Below are 18,323 nucleotides of genomic sequence, written 5' to 3'. Positions count from 1 at the left end.
CGTTCTCCCCCCAGAACACGACCGAGGACCGATTGATGACCCCGCCCCTGCCCTCCGGCGAACGACCCACTCCGCGCACCACGGCGAAAGCCGCGCTGGCCGCTGCCGTCCCGGCCGCCGCCGCGGTGGTGGCCGTCGTCCTGCTGGCCCCCGGACCGGCCCGCGTCCCCCTCGCCTGGGGCACCGGCACCGCCGCGTTACTGCTGTGCGCCGCGGTCGCGGCGGCCGCCCATGCCGCGCAGGGAAGGCGAATCGCCCTGCGCCGCCTCGACGACGTGGCCAAGGACACCGGCCGTCTGCTGCAGGAACGCGCCCGGCTGGCCGAGGAGTTCGGCCAGGAACGGGCCCGCCTCACCGGCGAGGCCGCCCGTGAACGCGCCCGCGCCGCCGAGGCCGCGGCCCAGGAGCGGATCCGCCTGACCGACGAGGCCGCCCGCGAACACGCCCGGCTCACCGCGGAGTTCACCGAGGAGCGCGAGCGGCTCACCGCCGGCCTCGCCCGCCTCACGGAACAGAACGCCGAACTCGCCGAGCGCGCCCGGCAGGCCGACAGCAACCGGACCGCCGCGGTCTCGGCGACCGCCAACGCGGGCGCCCGCATGCAGGCGCTGTCCACCGGCATGCTCGCCGACCTGCGGGCCATGGAGGAGCGGCACTCCGACGAGGACGTCCTCGCCGACCTCCTCCACCTCGACCACCGCACCGCCCAGGTCGGGCGCCTCGCCGACTCCATAGCCGTCCTCGCGAGCGCGCGCTCCGGCCGCCGCTGGGCCCGCCCGATCGTCATGGAGTCGATCCTGCGCGGCGCCATGGGCCGCATCGGCGGCTACCAGCGCGTGCGCGTCCACTCGGCCAGCGAGGCCGCCGTCGCCGGACACGCGGCCGAGGGCGTCATGCACGCGCTCGCCGAACTCCTCGACAACGCCGCCACCTTCTCGCCGCCCACCGCCGAAGTGCACGTGTACGTCGAGGAGGTCCCGGCGGGAGTCATCGTCTCCGTCGAGGACAGCGGCCTGGTGATGGGCGACGTACAGCTGCGGCGCGCCGAACGGGCCGTCTCCGGGGATCTGGTGAACGCCTCCGACCTCGGCACCGGCACCCGCCTCGGCCTCGCGGTCGTCGGCCGGCTGGCCCGCAAGTACGGCCTCAAGGTGTCCTTCCGCCCCTCCGCGCGCGGCGGCACCGGTGTCCTGGTGCTCATCCCGCAGGACATCCTCACCCAGGCCGGCGTCCCGCACCCCGCGGCCCCGGCGCAGGTCCGTCCCGAGCCCCCCGTCCCGGCCGCCGTCGCCGGACACGCCACCGCGCCCGACGCCGGGGGAGTCACCGAGTCCGCACGGCCGCAGGACGGGCACGCGCCCCGGGCGCCGCGCGAGGACACCGGCTCCCCCGCCTCGTACGCCGCCGCCCGCGCGGCCGGCGACCTCGACCCGGACCCCGTCCCGACCCACGACTCGCCCCGGCAGGAGCAGGGTTCCGCCGCCACCGGCGGCCTCCCCAAGCGCCGCCGCGGCCGCACCCTCGCCCACGCCGAACGCAGCCGCTCGCACACCACTCCCGCGGCCGGCCCGGAATCCCGTGGCGACGACCCCAAGAACCGGCCGGCGGCCCGCTTCGGCACCTTCCGCCAGGCGGTGCGCGGCACGGCGCCGGGCGTCCCCGGAACGGCGGCGGCCGACGGACCGCCCCGGGCCGAGAACCCGGCAGGGTCCGAGGACCAGCCACCCGCATCCACCGGTACCCCCGCCCCCACGACCCCCACCACGCACGCGCTCCCGGAAGGCGACACCACCCCATGACCGGCACCCTCACCGCCGACGAGAAGCTCACCTGGCTCATCGAGGGCCTCCTTGAGCGCACCCCGGGCGCACGGCACGCGCTCGTGCTCTCCCGCGACGGACTGAAGCTGTGCCGCACCCCGGAGCTGTCGGTCGACCAGGCCGACCAGCTCGCCGCCATCGCCGCCGGCATCCAGTCGCTGTCCCACGGCGCCTCCATGGAGTTCGGCGACGGCAGCGGAGGCGTGCGCTCGGCGATGGCCGAGTTCTACGGAGGGGTGCTGTTCATCGTGGAGGCCGGCGACGGCGCGCACCTCGCCGTCGTCACCGCCGAGGACGCCGACGCCGGACTGGTGGGCCACAACATGAGCGAACTCGTGGAACAACTCGGCGAGTACCTGACCGCGCCGCCCCGGACGTCATGAGCCGTCCGGGCAGGGACGACGCGCCCGACCGGCTGTACACCCTCACCGGAGGGCGCACCCGGTCCGGCCCCGACACCCCCTTCGACCTGGTGACCCTGGTGGTCGCCGAGTGCGACCCGGCGGTGGGCATGCAGTCCGAGCACGCCGCGATCCTGCGGATGTGCGAACGGCCCACCGCGGTCGTGGAGATCGCGGCGGAGCTGGGACTGCCGGTGTCCATCACCCGCGTCCTGCTCTCCGACCTGCTCTCCACGGGCCGGGTCAGCGCCCGCCACCCGCACACCACTGTTCCTTCCGGTCTTCCCGATCCCGACATCCTGGAGCAGGTGCTCGTTGGACTCCGTAACCTCTGACGCTCGTGCGCCCCTGTCCGCGTCCGCCGACAACGGTCTCAAGATCGTGGTCGTGGGCGGCTTCGGTGTCGGCAAGACGACCCTCGTCCGTTCCGTCAGCGAGATACGTCCCCTCAACACCGAGGAGACGATGACGCAGGCCGGCGAGGCCGTCGACGACATCAGCGAGGTCCGCGGCAAGTCCGCGACCACCGTCGCCTTCGACTTCGGCCGCATCACGCTGGACACGCACAACATCCTCTACCTGTTCGGCGCGCCCGGGCAGGAGCGGTTCTGGTTCCTGTGGGACCGGCTGTTCTCCGGGACGCTCGGGGCGATCGTCCTCGTCGACACCCGCCGCATCGACGAGTCCTGGTACGCCATCGACCGTCTCGAGCACCACGGCACGCCGTTCATCGTGGCCTGCAACGACTTCGGCGGCCCCCCGCACACCCCCGCGCAGATCCGCGAGGCCCTCGACCTCGACCCGCACGTCCCGCTCCTCGACTGCGACGCCCGCTCCCGGGAGTCCAGCAAGCGGGTGCTGATCACGCTGGTCGAGCACCTCCAGTCCCTGTACACCCGCCACGGCGCCGCGGCCGCGGAAGGCGCCCTTCACTCACCGGAGCCCGTGCTGTGACCCCCGCCACCGCATCCGCGCCCGTCCCCCTCGGCGGACCGCGGTTCCAGACCGAACCCGCCGAGCTGTACCGGGAGATGCGGCGCGACCACGGCAGCGTCGTGCCGGTCGTCCTCGACGGCGACATCCCGGCCTGGCTCGTGCTCGGCTACCGCGAACTGCACCAGGTCACCGGCGACCCCCAGCTGTTCAGCCGGGACTCGGAACTGTGGAGCCAGTGGGACCACATCCCCGACGACTGGCCGCTGCTGCCGATGATCGGCCGCCGCCAGCCCTCCATCCTGTACACCGTCGGCGAGCGCCACCGCGAGCGCGCCGCGATGATCAGCGACGCCCTCGAAGCGGTCGATCCGTTCCGACTGCGCTCCCAGTCCGAGAAGTTCGCCGACGAACTGATCGACGCGGTCTGCCCCAAGGGCGAGACGGACCTCATCGGCGACTACGCGGCCCTGCTGCCCGTACGGGTCCTCGCGACCCTCTACGGCTTCGCCGACGAGCAGGGCCCGGGCCTGGTCACCGCCCTGAACGACATGATCAACGGGCGCGAGGGCGCGCTGGCCGGACAGCAGCATCTCGCCGTCTCCATGGCGCAGTTGATCGCCGACCGCAAGGAGCGGCCCGCCGACGACGTCGTCTCCCGGATGCTCGCCAACACCGCGGGCTTCGACGAGACGGAGATCGTCCAGGACCTGATGGTCATGATGGCCGCCGGCCACCAGCCCACGGCCGACTGGATCGGCAACTCGCTGCGTCTGATGCTCACCGACGACCGGTTCGCCGCCTCCCTGTTCGGCGGCCGGCACAGCGTCGCCGAGGCCATGAACGAGGTCCTGTGGGAGGACACCCCGACCCAGAACGTCGCCGGACGCTGGGCCTCCCGCAACACCCAGCTCGGCGGCCGCACGATCCGCGCCGGCGACCTGCTGCTGCTCGGCCTCCAGGGCGCCAACTCCGACCCCCAGGTGCGCACCGTCGGCTCCGCCCTCACCGGCGGCAACAACGCCCACTTCTCCTTCGGCCACGGCGAGCACCGCTGCCCGTTCCCGGCCCAGGAGGTCGCCGAGGTGATCGCGCGGACCGGGATCGAGGTCGTACTGGACCGGCTGCCGGACATCGACCTGGCCGTGCCCGCCGAGTCGCTGACCCGCCGCCCCTCCCCCTGGCTGCGGGGCCTGACCGACCTGCCCGTGCGCTTCACGCCCGTACCCGTCCTCTGAGACCCCCCTCGCCACCCGGCCGGAACACCCCGTCCCGGCCGGGTCCCGGGGCTGTCCCCATGCCCCGGGGAAAACGCTTCACCCCCACCCCAGCCCTTGGAGGCACCCCCGCATGACCACCGGTACCGAAGAGACCCGCATCGCCCTGGACCCCTTCGTCACCGACCTCGACGGCGAGAGCGCCGCGCTGCGTGCCGCCGGTCCGCTCGCCGCCGTCGAACTGCCCGGCGGTGTCCCGGTGTGGGCCGTCACCCACCACGCCGAGGCGCGCGCCCTGCTCACCGATCCCCGCCTGGTCAAGGACATCAACGTCTGGGGTGCCTGGCAGCGCGGCGAGATCGCCCCCGACTGGCCGCTGATCGGGCTCGCCAACCCCGGCCGCTCCATGCTCACCGTGGACGGCGCGGACCACCGGCGGATGCGCACCCTGGTCGCGCAGGCGCTCACGCCGCGCCGGGTCGAGCAGATGCGGGAGCGGATCTCCAAGCTGACCGAGAGCCTGCTCGACAACCTCACCGGGGACGTCGCCGACCTCAAGGCCGACTTCGCCTACCCGCTGCCCATGTACGTCATCGCGGACCTCATGGGCATCGAGGAGTCCCGGCTGCCGCGGCTCAAGGAGCTGTTCGAGAAGTTCTTCTCGACCCAGACCCCGCCCGCGGAGGTCATCGCGACCCTCACCGAGCTGGCCGGGATCATGGCGGAGACGGTGGCGGCCAAGCGCGCCGAACCCGGCGACGACCTGACCAGCGCGCTGATCCTCGCTTCCGAGGACGGCGACCACCTCACCGACGCCGAGATCGTCTCCACGCTCCAGCTGATGGTCGCGGCGGGCCACGAGACGACGATCTCCCTCATCGTCAACGCGGTCGTCAACCTGTCCGCCCACCCCGAGCAGCGCGCCCTCGTGCTGTCCGGCGAGGCGGAGTGGTCGGCGGTCGTCGAGGAGACCCTGCGCTACGCCACCCCCACCTCCCACGTCCTCATCCGCTTCGCCACGGAGGACGTCCCGGTCGGCGACAAGGTGATCCCGGCCGGCGACGCGCTCATCGTGTCCTACGGCGCGATCGGCCGCGACGAGAACGCCCACGGGCCCACCGCGGGCGAGTTCGACATCACCCGCAGCAGCAGGAACCGGCACATCTCCTTCGGCCACGGGCCCCACGTCTGCCCCGGCGCGGCCCTCTCCCGGCTGGAGGCGGGCGTCGCCCTGCCCGCCCTCTACGAGCGCTTCCCGGCCCTGGACCTCGCCGTCCCGCTGTCGGAACTGCGCAACAAGCCGGTCGTGACGCAGAACGACCTGTTCGAACTGCCCGTCAGGCTCACCGCCCAGTGAACCGGAACGGATGAGCCGGCCGGCCGCCGGAGAGCCCTTCGCGGGACCTCCGGCGGCCCCCGCCGTCAACACGCCCCGTCTCAGCCGACGGACGACGTTTCACCGAGGTTTCCCCGAACGGCTAGGCTCCTGGCGTGGCTGATATCCAGATCCCCGCTGACATCAAGCCCGCCGACGGACGATTCGGCGCTGGCCCCTCCAAGGTGCGGACGGAGGCCCTGGACGCGCTGGCCGCGACCGGCACCTCCCTGCTCGGCACATCCCACCGCCAGGCCCCGGTCAAGAACCTGGTCGGCAAGGTGCGCGAGGGCGTGCGCGAGCTGTTCTCCCTGCCCGACGGGTACGAGGTCGTCCTCGGCAACGGCGGCTCCACCGCGTTCTGGGACGTCGCGACGCACGGCCTGATCGAGAACAAGTCGCAGCACCTCACGTTCGGCGAGTTCTCCTCCAAGTTCGCGAAGGCGGCCAAGCTCGCCCCGTGGCTCGCCGAGCCCACCGTGGTCTCCTCCGAGCCCGGCACGCACCCCGAGCCGGTCGCCGAGGCGGGCGTCGACGTCTACGCCTTCACCCACAACGAGACCTCCACCGGTGTCGCCGCCCCGATCAAGCGGGTCGCGGGCGCCGACGAGGGCGCGCTGGTCCTCGTGGACGCGACGAGCGGCGCCGGCGGCCTCCCGGTCGACATCGCCGAGACCGACGTCTACTACTTCGCCCCGCAGAAGTCCTTCGCCTCCGACGGCGGCCTGTGGATCGGCGTGTTCTCCCCGGCCGCGATCGAGCGCGCCGAGCGGATCCACGCCTCGGGCCGGCACGTCCCGGAGTTCTTCTCGCTGCCCACCGCGATCGACAACTCCCGCAAGAACCAGACGTACAACACCCCGGCGCTGGCCACGATCTTCCTGCTCAACGAGCAGCTGGAGTGGATCAACGGCCAGGGCGGCCTCGCCTGGTCCTCGGCCCGCACGAAGGACTCCTCGACCCGTCTGTACCGCTGGGCCGAGGACAGCAAGTACGCCACCCCGTTCGTGACGGACGCGGCCAAGCGCTCGCAGGTCATCGGCACCATCGACTTCGCCGACGAGATCGACGCCGCCGCCGTGGCCAAGGCCCTGCGCGCCAACGGCATCGTGGACACCGAGCCGTACCGCAAGCTCGGCCGCAACCAGCTGCGCGTCGCCATGTTCCCGGCGATCGACCCGGCGGACGTCGAGGCGCTGACGCGGTGCATCGACTACGTGATCGAGAAGCTGTAACCGATCCAGGTACCGAGGGGCGTCCGGCACGGGAACGTGCGGGGCGCCCCTCGGCGTGTGCACGGGACTTCCCGTGGGGCCCGGGGGTCAGCGGCGGCGCAGCCGCCGGTAGCCGAGGACCACGGCGAACAGGGCCGCCACCGCGAAGGCGCCGACCTTCACCTGACCGCCCATGCCGTCCCCGCTTCCGCCCCCGGCGGCCGAACCGCCGCCCTTGGAGGACGAGTCGGAGCCGGACCCGGAGGCGCCCGGGGCGTCCTCCGGCTCCACGGGGCTGTCCGCGCCCTCGCTGCCGTACATGAGCTTCGATCCGTCCGGCGTGTAGGTGATCGACTCCCCCTGGCCCTGGAGCGGCACGTTCAGGCGCTCGAGGCGCTTGATCCGGCCGCCGTTCCACGTGTACGCGATGCCGCCGAAGTAGCCGCGCACGGCGAGCTGCCGGCCGTCGGGCGAGAAGGCGCCGTCCGTGACCCACAGGTCGATGGTGGCGACGGGCTTGAACACGTTCGTGCCCGTGGCCGAGAGCTCGGCGGGACCCTCGTAGAGGTGGCCGCCGTCCTCGTTCTTGTCGGCGATGTAGACCCGCCCCGTCTTCGGATGCACCATCAGGGCCTCCGCGTTGCGGGGACCGTCCGCGTACTTCACGACGTACTGCGTGGCGCGGACCGTCTGGTCCTTGAGCACCTTCGGCTCGGGCAGCTTGTAGATCCACACGTGGTCCCACTTGCCGCCGAGGTTGTCGCCGATGTCGCCGACGTAGAGGTCGCCGTCGGGGCCCAGGGAGATCGCCTCGACGTCCCGGGGCGCGCCGACCCCACTCATGGTGACCGTGGCGACCGTTTCACCGGTCCTGCTGTCGACCGCGTAGAGATAGGGCCCGTCGTCGCTGTCGTTGTGGGTCCAGTAGACGCCCGGGTGGATGCGCGAGGCGGCGAGACCGCTGGACTCCTTGATGCGGGGGTCCTTGATGGTGAACCCGCCGTCCCCGCCGTCGGCGAGGGCGGGCGCCGCCAGGGCGAGCACGAGGGCCGCTCCGGCGAGGGTTCCGGCGGCGGCTCCGGACACGGACGAGTGGGATCGGCGCATGCCCCCAAGCCTGCCATCCCGTCGGCCCGTTCACGTCGCCGCCGTCCTCCCCGACGCCGGCCGCCCGCACCCCGTACCGCACCTGCCCCGTGCCCCGCGCCGCACGGCGCGCCCGCGTGTCCAGCCTCACACCGCGCGGGCCCATGGCGCAGGGGCCGATCGTCCATGATGATCGGATGCTCAGGTTCATGCCCGTCGGCGACTCCATGACGATCGGAAGCGCGGGCGAACACACGTGGCGCTACCGGATGTGGCAGCACCTGCGCGCGACCCACGGGGGCCCGTTCAAGATCGTCGGACCGCGCGAGACGCTCTACGACAAGGCCACGGACTCCCCCGACTCCTACGAGTACGCCGACCCCGAGTTCCCCCGCGCCCATCTGGCCGGCTGGGGCGAGGGCTGGCTGCACATGGCCCCGCTGATCCGCGGCTGCGTGCGCGAGCAGCGCGCCGACGTCCTGCTCGTCTCCCTCGGGCTCATCGACCTCGGCTTCTACACGAACGCCGTCCAGACCGCCGCGAACGTCCGCCTCTTCGTCGAGGAGGCCCGCGCCGCGAACCCGCGCCTGCGCATGGTCCTGCTCCCGGTGATCCCGAACGTCCGGGCCCGCGACGACGCCCCCTTCGCCGCGGAGGTGTGCGCGTTCAACGAACTCCTCGCCAAGACGGCCGCCGACCTCGACGAACCCCGCTCCCCGATCCTGCTCGCCACCCCGCCCGCCTCGTACGACATCGACTTCGACACCTACGACGGCACCCACCCGAACGCGAGCGGCGAGCACAAGATCGCGGAGGGTTTCGCGGAGGCGATGCACCAGGCGTGGGACCTGGGCGAGCCGTACCGGGCCGCATCCGTCTGACGGCCGCGGCGAGCCGGCGGGGAGCGCCTTGGCATGGCGCCCGCCGTCACCCGTCCCGCTCTTGCCTAGAGCGCACTCCACGCCGTTGGCTGGTGGCCCATGAAGTACACACAGCTCGGACGCACGGGGCTCAAGGTCAGCCGACTCGTCCTCGGCACGATGAACTTCGGACCGCAGACGGACGAGGCCGACAGCCACGCGATCATGGACGCGGCGCTGGACGCCGGCATCAACTATTTCGACACGGCGAACGTCTACGGGTGGGGCGAGAACAAGGGCCGTACGGAATCGATCATCGGGAACTGGTTCGCCCAGGGCGGCGACCGCCGTGAGCGGACGGTCCTCGCGACCAAGGTGTACGGGAACATGGGCACCGAGGGCGAGCCCTGGCCCAACCAGGACAAGCTCTCCGCGCTGAACATCCGGCGCGCGGTCGACGCGAGCCTGAAGCGGCTCCAGACCGACTACATCGACGTCTACCAGTTCCACCACGTCGACCGGTCCACCCCCTTCGAGGAGATCTGGCAGGCGATCGACGTCCTGGTGCGGCAGGGCAAGATCCTCTACGTCGGGTCCAGCAACTTCCCCGGCTACAAGATCGCCCAGGCCAACGAGATCGCCGCCCGCCGGGGCGGGACCATCGGTCTCGTCAGCGAGCAGTGCCTCTACAACCTCGCCGAGCGCCGCGCCGAGATGGAGGTCATCCCGGCCGCCGAGGAGTACGGGCTCGGGGTCATCCCCTGGTCGCCGCTGCACGGCGGGCTGCTGGGCGGGGTGATCAAGAAGGAGGTCGAGGGCGGCCGCAGGGCGAGCGGCCGGTCCGCCGACGCCCTTGCCAACACCGCTGTACGCGCCCAGATCCAGTCCTACGAGGATCTGCTGGAGAAGCACGGTCTGGAGCCCGGAGAGGCCGCTCTGGCCTGGCTGCTGACCCGTCCCGGGGTCACCGGCCCGATCGTGGGCCCGCGCACGGCGGAGCAGCTCGAATCGGCGCTGCGCGCGGTGGAGCTGGAGCTGTCCCAGGACGTGCTGGAGGGCCTCGACGAGATCTTCCCCGGCCCGGGGCCGTCCCCCGAGGCCTTCGCCTGGTAGCGAGGCGGTCCGGCGGTGGCGGTCGCTATCTGACCGCCGCCGCCATGGCGACGACGAAGAACATCAGCACGAGCACACCGGCCATGATGCGGTTGCGGGTCTTGGGGTTCACGCCACCGAGGTTAGCCGCCCGCCGGGACCGTCCCGTCGCCCGCCCCCAGCGGCCAGCTCGCCACCGTTTCGTATCGCGGCTGCTCACGGGGCACTCCCGAGACCGGGAGGTTGCTGCGGACGAGACACAGCTCACGCACCGTCCAGCCCGTCCCGGCGAACGCGTCCAGGGCGGCGACGTACGGCTTGAAGTCGGCGGAGGCGCGGCTGCGGGCCACCGTCAGATGCGGCCGGTAGTGGCGGTGCTCCTCCATCTCGACGCCCGCCTTGCGGCCCGCCGCCTCCGCCCGGTCCGCGAGCAGCCGCATGGTCTCCCTGTCCCCCGCCGCGCCGGCCCACAGGGCACGGTCGCCGAAGTGCCCGCCGCCGTGCAGGACCAGCGGGAACGGCTCCGTGCGGTGGGCGGCCCGCCCCAGCCGCGCCTCCAGGTCCGGGACGACCTCCTCGGCCACCTCCCCGTAGAACGCGAGGGTGAAGTGCCAGCCGGGCCGCCCCGTCCAGCGCAGCGCGTCCGCACCCGGCATCCGCTGCAACAGGTCCACTTCCCGGGCCAGTTCCCGCACCGCATCGGCCGGAGGCAGCACCGCCGCGAAGAGTCTCATGCCCCCACCCTCCCAGGGAACGGCCACCGACACACGGGGGTATCGGGGCTGGGGATCATGCGCGGGGTCTTTTCGGGGGCGGTGACGGGAGCGGTGACGGGGGCGGTGACGGGGGCGGTGACGGGAGCGGTGACGGGAGCGGTGGTGGGGGCGGGTGAGGCGCGGCCGGAGGCCCCGATACGGCGGAGGCGGCCGGCCGCGTGAGCGCCCGCAGCCCAGCCGCGTGAGCGCCGGGCGCCAGGCGGCGCGGACGGACAGCGGCACGCCGGGCGGCGGGCGCGGGCGGCGGGGACCGGCGGCGGGCGGCGGGTGAGGCGGGGTCGGAGGCCCCCCGCCGCCCTCGTGAGTGCCGGGCGCCAGGCGGCGCAGACGGACAGCGGCACGCCGGGCGGCGAGTGCGGGCGGCGGGGACCGGCTGAGACGGGGTCGGAGGCCCCGGGTACGGCGGAGGCGGCCGACCTCGTGGGTGGCCGCCTCCGGGGTACCTGGTCAGGCCGCGCCGGCGAACTGCTCCTCTGCCACGGCGGCGCGCGGGACGAACCGGATCCGGGGGCGGCCGTGATGCCACCCGAGGGAGACCCGCAGCCCGCCGAGACGGGCCAGGACCAGACCGATCGCCGTCGCCGCGCCCATCGAGACCAGCCCGCCGAGGGCGAAGCCGATCCGGGGCCCGTAGACGTCGGTGACCCAGCCGATCAGCGGCGCGCCGAGCGGCGAGCCGCCCACGAAGACCATCATGAACAGCGCCATGACCCGGCCGCGCATGGCCGGGTCGGTGGCCATCTGGACCGAGGTGTTCGCGGTGACGTTCACCGTCAGCCCGAAGATGCCGATCGGCACCATCAGCAGCGAGAACAGCCAGAGCTCGGGGGCCGTGGCGGCCACCACCTCCAGCGCCCCGAAGGCCACCGCCGCCGCGATCAGCACGCGCAGCCTGGCCGTGCCGCGCCGGGCCGCGAGCAGCGCTCCGGTCAGCGACCCCAGCGCCATCAGCGTGTTGAAGAGGCTGTAGGCCCCGGCGCCCGCGTGGAAGATGTCGTCCGCGTACGCCGACAGCCAGACGGGGAAGTTGAAGCCGAAGGTGCCGATGAAACCGACGAGGACGATCGGCCAGATCAGCTCGGGCCGGCCGGCGACATAGCGCAGCCCCTCCCGGAGCTGGCCCTTGGCGCGCGGCGCCCGCTCGACGACGTGCAGCTCGCGGGAGCGCATCAGCAGCAGGCTCGCCAGCGGGGCCACGAACGACAGGCCGTTGAGCAGGAAGGCCCAGCCCGTGCCGACGCCCGTGATGAGCAGACCCGCGACGGCGGGCCCCACCAGACGGGCGGACTGGAAGTTGGCCGAGTTCAGGCTGACCGCGTTCTGCAGCTGGCCGGGTCCGACCATCTCGGAGACGAACGACTGCCGGGCCGGGTTGTCGACGACGGTGGCCATGCCGACGGCGAAGGCCGCGAGGTAGACGTGCCAGACCTGGACGTGCCCGGAGAGGGTGAGGAAGGCGAGGACGAGGCCGGTGAGGGCCATCGCCGTCTGGGTCACCAGCAGCGTGGGGCGCTTGGGGAGCCGGTCGACGAGGACACCGCCGTACAGGCCGAAGAGCAGCATCGGCAGGAACTGCAGGGCGGTGGTGATGCCGACGGCGGCCGAGGAGCCGGTCAGGCTGAGCACCAGCCAGTCCTGGGCGATGCGCTGCATCCAGGTGCCGGTGTTGGAGACGACCTGGCCGAGGAAGAACAGGCGGTAGTTCCGGATCTTCAGCGAGCTGAACATCGAGGAGGAGCGGGGGGAGTCGCGGGTGGCTGTGGAGTCGTGGGTGGCTGGTCCGGGGGCGGAGTGTGCTCCGGGTCCCGTACTCAAAAGGGCTCGCCTCCAGGGCAGTCGGGGACGTCGGCGTCGTGTGGGGCGTCGGCGCTTGCGGGGTGGGGACGGACCCTCCGTGCTCCGTGACCGGTGATCCGGACCGAGAGCAGTGCTCCAGACCGTGACCGGCGATCGGGGCCGAGAGCAGTGCTCCAGACCGTGACCGGCGATCGGGGCCGAGAGCAGCGCTCCGGGCCGAGACCGACGATCCGGGCCGAGAGCGGTGCTCACCGCCATGACCGGAGTTCCGGGTGGAGACCGGTGCTCCGGACCGTGACCGCCGATCCGGACCGTGACCGCCGATCCGAGCCGAGAGCAGTGCTCCGGACCGAGATCGACGATCCAGGCCGAGATCAGCGTTCCAGGCCGGGACCGGGGAGCGCGGAAGGGCCGCCGTCGGTCAGATGTGCGCGAGCTTCTCCAGGACGGGAGCGGCTTCGCGGAGCTTGGCCCATTCGTCCTCGTCGAGGGCGTCGACCAGTCCGGCGAGGAACGCGTTCCGCCGGCGGCGGCTCTCTTCGAGCATGGCCTCCGCCTTGTCGGTCTGCGTCACCACCTTCTGGCGGCGGTCCTCGGGGTGCGGCTCCAGCCTGACAAGCCCCTTGGCCTCCAGCAGCGCGACGATGCGGGTCATCGACGGCGGCTGCACGTGTTCCTTGCGGGCGAGCTCGCCCGGCGTGGCGCTGCCGCAACGGGCAAGGGTGCCGAGCACCGACATCTCGGTGGGGCTCAGCGACTCGTCGACCCGCTGGTGCTTGAGTCGACGCGACAACCGCATCACTGCGGAGCGCAAGGCGTTCACGGCGGCCTCGTCGTCGCCATGGGTCAGGTCAGGCATGTTCTTTAGCGTAACTCATTACTCTCGCTAAAGAACAATGGGGCCCCTGTGAAACGCGCCATCCGGCGTGGGGATCACTCTTATGAGTGAGATTGCTCCGGAAAATGACCCGATTCCGGTCGGGAAGCGGCGACCCTCGACTCCATGGGGACCAGCGTGCTCAGCCTGCGTATCGACGGGGAGCTGCTCGACCGGCTCCGCGACCATGCCGCGAAACGCGGAATGAGCGTCCAGGACTATGTGGTCCGGACGCTCATTCGCGACGACTTCGACGAGCGGTTCCAGACCGCCGTCGAGGAGACGGAGAAGTTCTACGGGGTCACCTGACCCCGCGCACGGCCGGGGCCGTGGACACCGCTCGGGCTGACGGGGCTCAGGTCAGGCCGAGCGCCGGCATGAGGTAGTAGAACGTGAACACCGCGGACACCACGTACATGGCGACCGGGATCTCACGGGCGCGGCCCGCCGCCAGGCGCAGCACGACGAAGGTGATGAAGCCCATCCCGATGCCGTTGGTGATCGAGTAGGTGAACGGCATCATCATCATGGTCACGAAGGCCGGGATGGCGATCGTGTAGTCCGCCCAGTCGATCTCCTTGACCGAGTGGGACATGATCAGGAAGCCGACCGCGATCAGCGCGGGGGTGGCCGCCTGGGACGGGACCATCGTGGCGACGGGGGTCAGGAAGAGGGCGACGGCGAAGAGCCCGCCGGTGACCACGTTCGCGAAGCCCGTGCGGGCGCCCTCGCCGACACCGGCCGTGGACTCCACGAAGCAGGTGGTGGCCGAGGACGAGGAGGCGCCGCCCGCGGCGACGGCGATGCCGTCGACGAAGAGGACCTTGTTGATGCCGGGCATGTTGCCCTGCGCGTCCGTCAGCTTGGCCTCGTCGCTGATGCCCATGATCGTGCCCATCGCGTCGAAGAAGCACGACAGCAGCACGGTGAAGACGAACAGGATGCCGGTCAGCACGCCGACCTTGCCGAAGCCGCCGAAGAGGCTGAACTGGCCGATGAGCCCGAAGTCGGGGCTGGCGACCGGGTTGCCGGGCCACTTCGGGGTGGTCAGACCCCAGGAGGGGATGGTGGTGACGGCGTTGATGACCACCGCGGCGACCGTCATGGTGACGATCGAGATGAGGATGGCGCCGGGGACCTTGCGCACGATGAGCGCCAGGGTCAGCAGGGTGCCGAGGATGAAGACCAGGACGGGCCAGCCGTGCAGGTGGCCGTCGGTGCCGAGCTGGAGCGGGACGGTCGTCTGGGCGACGTCCGGGATGCGGGTGACGAAGCCGGAGTCGACCAGGCCGATCAGCATGATGAACAGGCCGATGCCGATGGCGATGCCCTTGCGCAGGCCGAGCGGCACCGCGTTCATGACGCGCTCGCGCAGACCGGTGGCGACCAGGAGCATCACGACGAAGCCGGCGAGGACCACCATGCCCATGGCGTCCGGCCAGGTCATGCGGGGCGCGAGCTGGAGGGCGACGACCGTGTTCACGCCGAGGCCGGCGGCCAGCGCGATCGGCACGTTGCCGATGACGCCCATGAGGAGCGTGGTGAACGCCGCGGTCAGCGCGGTCGCGGTGACCAACTGCCCGTTGTCGAGGTGGTGCCCGTACATGTCCTTCGCGCTGCCCAGGATGATCGGGTTCAGCACGATGATGTAGGCCATCGCGAAGAAGGTGGCGAAACCGCCGCGGACCTCGCGGGAGAGGCTGGAGCCCCGCTCGGAGATCTTGAAGTAGCGGTCGAGGGCGCTCTGCGCGGGCCGGGACTCCGGCTCCTGCGGGGCGGGGGCCTTGGTGGCGGCCGAGGTGGACATGCGGGTCCTCAAACGTGCAGGGGATCAGGACGTGATCGAGCCTGGTCAGTGATCGCTCACCAGCAGGTTCCCCCAGGTCGCTGTTGGTGTTTTCTACGAATACAACTGGCCAGACTCGGACAGTTTCAGTATGAACATATGAGTTCGAAATCGCTATCTCCGCGCGTAGACCCTTCTCGCGCAAGGAGTGACCGGGTGCGAACACAAGCGGTCGCCGACCCTCGTAAGCTGTGCACATGGCGAAGTGGACCCCCAAGCACGAGGCGCCGGAGCCCCTGGAGGGCCCCGTGGTCGCCACCATCACGGGCGGCACGATCCTCTGGTTCGTCCTCTTCCTGGTGCAGCTGCCGTTCTACGGCTGGTTCGACGACCACGGACACCTGTGGTGGCTGTGGACCTGCCTGGCCGGCGCGGGCCTCGGGCTGATCGGCATCTGGTACGTCCGCAAGCGGGACGCCGCGATCAAGCGCGCCGAGGCGGCCGGCATCCCCGTGACGGAGTAACGGCCCCGTCTCCACCCTGGGCAGCATGCCCGGCCGTCACGGCTCCTCCCCAGGTCGGAACTTCCGGTCACTCGGCGGGTGAAGCCGCATATCCGCACGTACCGTCGAAGGCATGACCCACACCGACGCGGGCGCCGGACTCGATCCCGTTCACCCCGTGCCCATACCCGGCTCGCGGCGGGCCGAGGGGCTGTCGGCCGCCGAGGTGGCCGAGCGGGTCGCGCGCGGCGAGGTCAACGACGTACCCGTCCGCAGCAGCCGCTCCGTGGGCGAGATCGTCCGGGCGAACGTGTTCACCCGGTTCAACGCGATCATCGGAGTCCTCTGGCTGATCATGCTGTTCGTGGCGCCGTTCCAGGACAGCCTGTTCGGCTACGTGATCATCGCCAACACCGGGATCGGCATCATCCAGGAGTGGCGGGCCAAGAAGACACTGGACTCGCTCGCGGTGATCGGCGAGGTGCGGCCGACCGTGCGCAGGGACGGGGTCGCCGCCGAGGTGAGATCGTCGCAGATCGTGCTCGGGGACCTCATCGAGATCGGGCCGGGCGACAAGGTCGCCGTCGACGGCACCTGCGCGGAGGCCGACGGGCTGGAGATCGACGAGTCGCTGCTCACCGGCGAGGCCGACCCCGTGGTCAAACACGCGGGCGACGCGGTGATGTCGGGCAGCTTCGTGGTCGCCGGCAGCGGCGCGTTCACGGCCACGAAGGTGGGCCGCGAGGCGTACGCGGCCCAGCTCGCGGAGGAGGCCTCGCGGTTCACGCTGGTCCACTCCGAGCTGCGCACCGGTATCTCCACGATCCTCAAGTACGTGACGTGGATGATGATCCCGACCGCGATCGGCCTCGTCATCAGCCAGCTGGTCGTCAAGCAGCACGGCTTCAAGGACTCCGTCGCGCGGACCGTCGGCGGAATCGTGCCGATGGTCCCCGAGGGGCTGGTCCTGCTCACCTCCGTCGCCTTCGCGATCGGCGTCATCCGCCTCGGCCGGAAACAGTGCCTCGTCCAGGAGCTGCCCGCCATCGAGGGCCTCGCCCGCATCGACACCGTCTGCCTCGACAAGACCGGCACGCTGACCGAGGGCGGCATGGACGTCACCGAGCTGCGGCCGCTGAACGGCACCGACGAGACGTATCTGCGCCAGGTCCTCGGCGCGCTCGGCGAGTCCGACCCCCGGCCCAACGCCTCCCTCCAGGCGATCATCGCCGCCTACCCGGACAGCGAGGAGTGGCGGTGCACCCAGGCGCTGCCCTTCTCCTCCGCCCGCAAGTACAGCGGCGCCGGGTTCAGCGAGGGCAACGGCGAGTCCAGCACCTGGCTGCTCGGCGCCCCCGACGTGCTGCTGCCGGACGGGGACACGGCGCTCAAGGACACCGAGCGGCTCAACGAGGCGGGGCTGCGGGTGCTGCTGCTCGCACGCACCACCAAGGACCTCGACGACCCCGGGGTCGCCGAGGCCGCCCGGCCCGCCGCGCTGGTCGTGCTGGAGCAGCGGCTGCGCCCGGACGCGGCCGACACCCTGCGCTACTTCGCCGAGCAGGACGTCAAGGCCAAGGTCATCTCCGGCGACAACGCGGTGTCGGTCGGCGCGGTCGCCGGAAAACTGGGGCTCACCGGCGAGGTCGTGGACGCCCGCGAGCTGCCGTCCGGGCCGGAGGAGATGGCCGGGTCCCTGGAGAAGGGCACGGTCTTCGGGCGGGTCACCCCGCAGCAGAAGCGCGACATGGTCGGCGCGCTCCAGTCCCGCGGGCACACGGTGGCGATGACCGGCGACGGCGTGAACGACGTCCTGGCGCTGAAGGACGCCGACATCGGGGTGAGCATGGGCTCGGGCTCCGAGGCGACCCGGGCGGTGGCCCAGATCGTGCTGCTGAACAACAGCTTCGCGACCCTGCCCTCGGTGGTCGGGGAGGGCCGCCGGGTCATCGGGAACATCACCCGGGTCGCGACCCTGTTCCTGGTGAAGACCGTCTACTCGGTGCTGCTGGCCGTCCTGGTGGTGTGCTGGCAGGTCGAGTACCCGTTCCTGCCGCGCCATCTGACCCTGCTGTCCACGCTGACGATCGGCATCCCGGCGTTCTTCCTCGCCCTCGCCCCCAACAAGGAGCGCGCCCAGCCCCACTTCGTGCGGCGGGTCATGCGGTACTCGATCCCGGGCGGGGTCGTCGCGGGGGCCGCGACGTTCGTGATGTACCTGATCGCACGCCACTACTACACGGGCGAGGGCTCGCTGGAGGCCGAGACGAGCGCCGCGACGCTGACGCTGTTCCTGGTCTCGATGTGGGTGCTCGCGATCATCGCCCGGCCCTACACCTGGTGGCGGATCTGCCTCGTCGCCTCGATGGGCGGGGCGTTCCTGCTCGTGCTCGTGGTGCCGCGGCTCCAGCACTTCTTCGCACTGAAGCTCGTCGGCACGACGATGCCGTGGATCGCGGTGCTGATCTCGGTGATCGCGGCGGCCGTCCTGGAGTTCCTCTGGAGGTGGGTCGACCGCCGCGTTCCCGCGTAGGGGCGCATCGCGTCACCGGTTCGATGCGGCCTGCCGCACGTCACCGGACCGGC

17 protein-coding genes are annotated in these 18,323 nt (G+C 71.7%); 12 read left to right on the top strand and 5 right to left on the bottom strand.

Annotated elements, in window-relative coordinates; translation table 11 throughout:
- The first annotated feature begins 35 nt into the window (after nt 1-35).
- The 7 genes from IO36_RS29800 to serC all read left to right on the top strand — a co-directional run bounded on the left by IO36_RS29800 (nt 36) and on the right by serC (nt 6,981).
- Nucleotides 36-1,799, top strand: a complete 1,764-nt coding sequence (locus IO36_RS29800) for a sensor histidine kinase (protein ID WP_037624239.1) — start codon at nt 36-38, stop codon at nt 1,797-1,799.
- Entirely contained in the window at nt 1,796-2,203 is a 408-nt protein-coding gene (locus IO36_RS29795; protein WP_037624237.1) for a roadblock/LC7 domain-containing protein, read from the top strand. The genes IO36_RS29800 and IO36_RS29795 overlap by 4 nt, the downstream gene beginning before the upstream one ends.
- Nucleotides 2,200-2,556, top strand: coding sequence for a DUF742 domain-containing protein (locus IO36_RS29790; RefSeq protein WP_037624236.1), 357 nt, complete (start codon nt 2,200-2,202; stop codon nt 2,554-2,556). Before IO36_RS29795 ends, IO36_RS29790 begins: the two co-directional genes overlap by 4 nt.
- A complete protein-coding gene (locus tag IO36_RS29785) occupies nt 2,537-3,175 on the top strand; it encodes a GTP-binding protein (protein ID WP_387707464.1) in 639 nt (212 codons plus the stop codon). The genes IO36_RS29790 and IO36_RS29785 overlap by 20 nt, the downstream gene beginning before the upstream one ends.
- A complete protein-coding gene (locus IO36_RS29780; RefSeq protein ID WP_037624235.1) occupies nt 3,172-4,392 on the top strand; it encodes a cytochrome P450 in 1,221 nt (406 codons plus the stop codon). The genes IO36_RS29785 and IO36_RS29780 overlap by 4 nt, the downstream gene beginning before the upstream one ends.
- A 112-nt stretch (nt 4,393-4,504) precedes the next feature.
- A complete protein-coding gene (locus IO36_RS29775; RefSeq protein WP_037624234.1) occupies nt 4,505-5,728 on the top strand; it encodes a cytochrome P450 family protein in 1,224 nt (407 codons plus the stop codon).
- 134 nt (nt 5,729-5,862) lie between these two features.
- Nucleotides 5,863-6,981 (top strand): phosphoserine transaminase, encoded by a 1,119-nt coding sequence (serC, locus tag IO36_RS29770; protein ID WP_037624233.1) that lies wholly within the window; start codon nt 5,863-5,865, stop codon nt 6,979-6,981.
- 87 nt (nt 6,982-7,068) lie between these two features.
- On the opposite strand, the gene IO36_RS29765 is transcribed toward serC, so the two are convergent.
- Nucleotides 7,069-8,067 carry a YncE family protein gene (locus IO36_RS29765; RefSeq protein ID WP_037624232.1) on the bottom strand — a complete coding sequence of 333 codons (999 nt, stop codon included), beginning with the start codon at nt 8,065-8,067 and terminating at the stop codon, nt 7,069-7,071.
- Between the two features lie 176 nt (nt 8,068-8,243).
- Here IO36_RS29765 and IO36_RS29760 point away from each other — a divergent pair, with 176 nt between their 5' ends.
- Nucleotides 8,244-8,927, top strand: coding sequence for an SGNH/GDSL hydrolase family protein (locus tag IO36_RS29760; protein ID WP_037624231.1), 684 nt, complete (start codon nt 8,244-8,246; stop codon nt 8,925-8,927).
- A 99-nt stretch (nt 8,928-9,026) separates the two neighbouring features.
- A complete protein-coding gene (locus IO36_RS29755; RefSeq protein WP_037624230.1) occupies nt 9,027-10,019 on the top strand; it encodes an aldo/keto reductase in 993 nt (330 codons plus the stop codon).
- A gap of 122 nt (nt 10,020-10,141) precedes the next feature.
- Here the strand turns inward: IO36_RS29755 and thpR are convergent, their stop codons facing one another.
- The 3 genes from thpR to IO36_RS29740 all read right to left on the bottom strand — a co-directional run bounded on the left by thpR (nt 10,142) and on the right by IO36_RS29740 (nt 13,430).
- Entirely contained in the window at nt 10,142-10,732 is a 591-nt protein-coding gene (gene thpR, locus IO36_RS29750; RefSeq protein ID WP_037624229.1) for an RNA 2',3'-cyclic phosphodiesterase, read from the bottom strand.
- 489 nt (nt 10,733-11,221) lie between these two features.
- Nucleotides 11,222-12,589, bottom strand: coding sequence for an MFS transporter (locus IO36_RS29745; RefSeq protein WP_387707477.1), 1,368 nt, complete (start codon nt 12,587-12,589; stop codon nt 11,222-11,224).
- Between the two features lie 403 nt (nt 12,590-12,992).
- Nucleotides 12,993-13,430 carry a MarR family winged helix-turn-helix transcriptional regulator gene (locus IO36_RS29740; protein WP_037624227.1) on the bottom strand — a complete coding sequence of 146 codons (438 nt, stop codon included), beginning with the start codon at nt 13,428-13,430 and terminating at the stop codon, nt 12,993-12,995.
- A 144-nt stretch (nt 13,431-13,574) separates the two neighbouring features.
- Here IO36_RS29740 and IO36_RS29735 point away from each other — a divergent pair, with 144 nt between their 5' ends.
- Nucleotides 13,575-13,757: a hypothetical protein gene (locus IO36_RS29735; protein ID WP_037624226.1), complete on the top strand. Its 183-nt coding sequence runs from the start codon at nt 13,575-13,577 to the stop codon at nt 13,755-13,757.
- Between the two features lie 46 nt (nt 13,758-13,803).
- Here the strand turns inward: IO36_RS29735 and IO36_RS29730 are convergent, their stop codons facing one another.
- A complete protein-coding gene (locus IO36_RS29730; RefSeq protein WP_037624225.1) occupies nt 13,804-15,255 on the bottom strand; it encodes an NCS2 family permease in 1,452 nt (483 codons plus the stop codon).
- A 236-nt stretch (nt 15,256-15,491) separates the two neighbouring features.
- Between IO36_RS29730 and IO36_RS29725 the strand changes: the two genes are divergently transcribed.
- Nucleotides 15,492-15,758 carry a DUF2530 domain-containing protein gene (locus IO36_RS29725; protein WP_037624224.1) on the top strand — a complete coding sequence of 89 codons (267 nt, stop codon included), beginning with the start codon at nt 15,492-15,494 and terminating at the stop codon, nt 15,756-15,758.
- A 112-nt stretch (nt 15,759-15,870) separates the two neighbouring features.
- Nucleotides 15,871-18,270 (top strand): cation-translocating P-type ATPase, encoded by a 2,400-nt coding sequence (locus tag IO36_RS29720; protein WP_037624223.1) that lies wholly within the window; start codon nt 15,871-15,873, stop codon nt 18,268-18,270.
- Nucleotides 18,271-18,323: the final 53 nt, after the last annotated feature.

The organism is Streptomyces aureus (assembly GCF_000725495.1).
Classification (GTDB): domain Bacteria; phylum Actinomycetota; class Actinomycetes; order Streptomycetales; family Streptomycetaceae; genus Streptomyces; species Streptomyces aureus_B.
This window is presented reverse-complemented; position numbering and strand designations above follow the sequence as displayed.

What these genes read in the sequence shown, in the direction of transcription:
- IO36_RS29800 (WP_037624239.1), top strand. Translation starts at nt 36, where the DNA reads ATGACCCCGCCCCTGCCCTCCGGCGAACGACCCACTCCGCGCACCACG.
- IO36_RS29795 (WP_037624237.1), top strand. Translation starts at nt 1,796, where the DNA reads ATGACCGGCACCCTCACCGCCGACGAGAAGCTCACCTGGCTCATCGAG.
- IO36_RS29790 (WP_037624236.1), top strand. Translation starts at nt 2,200, where the DNA reads ATGAGCCGTCCGGGCAGGGACGACGCGCCCGACCGGCTGTACACCCTC.
- IO36_RS29775 (WP_037624234.1), top strand. Translation starts at nt 4,505, where the DNA reads ATGACCACCGGTACCGAAGAGACCCGCATCGCCCTGGACCCCTTCGTC.
- IO36_RS29765 (WP_037624232.1), bottom strand. Translation starts at nt 8,067, where the DNA reads ATGCGCCGATCCCACTCGTCCGTGTCCGGAGCCGCCGCCGGAACCCTC.
- IO36_RS29760 (WP_037624231.1), top strand. Translation starts at nt 8,244, where the DNA reads ATGCTCAGGTTCATGCCCGTCGGCGACTCCATGACGATCGGAAGCGCG.
- IO36_RS29755 (WP_037624230.1), top strand. Translation starts at nt 9,027, where the DNA reads ATGAAGTACACACAGCTCGGACGCACGGGGCTCAAGGTCAGCCGACTC.
- thpR (WP_037624229.1), bottom strand. Translation starts at nt 10,732, where the DNA reads ATGAGACTCTTCGCGGCGGTGCTGCCTCCGGCCGATGCGGTGCGGGAA.
- IO36_RS29740 (WP_037624227.1), bottom strand. Translation starts at nt 13,430, where the DNA reads ATGCCTGACCTGACCCATGGCGACGACGAGGCCGCCGTGAACGCCTTG.
- IO36_RS29735 (WP_037624226.1), top strand. Translation starts at nt 13,575, where the DNA reads ATGGGGACCAGCGTGCTCAGCCTGCGTATCGACGGGGAGCTGCTCGAC.
- IO36_RS29730 (WP_037624225.1), bottom strand. Translation starts at nt 15,255, where the DNA reads ATGTCCACCTCGGCCGCCACCAAGGCCCCCGCCCCGCAGGAGCCGGAG.
- IO36_RS29725 (WP_037624224.1), top strand. Translation starts at nt 15,492, where the DNA reads ATGGCGAAGTGGACCCCCAAGCACGAGGCGCCGGAGCCCCTGGAGGGC.
- IO36_RS29720 (WP_037624223.1), top strand. Translation starts at nt 15,871, where the DNA reads ATGACCCACACCGACGCGGGCGCCGGACTCGATCCCGTTCACCCCGTG.